Consider the following 953-nt stretch of genomic DNA (forward strand, 5'->3'; position numbering starts at 1 on the left):
ATCATGAGGTTGGCGGCGACAAACCGGACACAAACCGCCGCCAACCTCATGATCGCCCGCTGCTGCGGGAGGTCTTGGGGCACCGCGGCTTGATCGACTCCACTTCCCCGAGGTGGCGGCATCACCACCCTTGATCAACACAAGCTCGCCGAGGTGGTGGCATCAGAGGCTCCGCAACACCACCACGTCGGCGAGCTGGAGTTGATCACGCCCGGGCGGGACGGCGCGCCGAGCTTGTGGGCGCGATCTTGCAGTTGCGGCCCCGGAAAAGGGTGCGAATCGGGCACGTCGAGGGCCGCAAGTGCAAGATCGCGAGCGAGGGCCGGGCGCTCGGGGCGTTCGACCGACCCTCGATCACCGCAGCCCTGGCGGCGCGTGATCAAGGGGTTTGTGTCTGTTCCGGCGCTCTGTCGGACACAAACTCCTTGATCAACGCCGGGCAGGTGGGCGCTGGGGGGGATTGTCCGGATTCGGGGTGGTGGGCGCCACGGCTGGGCCGGAATCGGGGCCAAGTGCGGGGCGTTGTACATGGCAGACCGCGCCGCACCCGCCGACCACCCCGCCGCACCCCCAGCGGGCTGGGAATGAGGCCGGGACGCCGGTCGTTACATCCCCGGGCCGCCGAGCAGGCCGACAGCGCCGATCGTGCCACCCCCTGGCCGCCCGAGCGACCACCGGCCCGACGCACATACCGGGCCACCTGATCTTTCTTCGCGGCATCCCCCATCGCCGCGTACCCCCGACAGAGAGGCAACTGATCATGGCTACCACTCTGCTGCGCAAGACCGTTCTGACCGCTGCCGGTGTCGTCGCCACCGCCGGTGGGATCGCCGGCCCCGCCGTCGCCGCCCAGGCCACCCCGGCCGAGCGCGCCGCCGCCCAGGTCACCACCGACCGCAAGGGCCACGGCGAGCGGGAACTCGACGTCCGCTACGAAGCCCAGCCCAACTTCT

The 953-nt window shown here is 70.1% G+C and carries 1 pseudogene; it reads left to right on the plus strand.

Features of this window, described 5'->3' with window-relative positions:
- Window positions 1-760: 760 nt before the first annotated feature.
- Window positions 761-953, plus strand: a pseudogene (locus KBX43_RS31245) (phytochelatin synthase); the annotation flags it as partial.

The organism is Micromonospora sp. C41 (genome assembly GCF_018070485.1).
In the GTDB taxonomy this organism is placed as follows: domain Bacteria; phylum Actinomycetota; class Actinomycetes; order Mycobacteriales; family Micromonosporaceae; genus Micromonospora; species Micromonospora chalcea.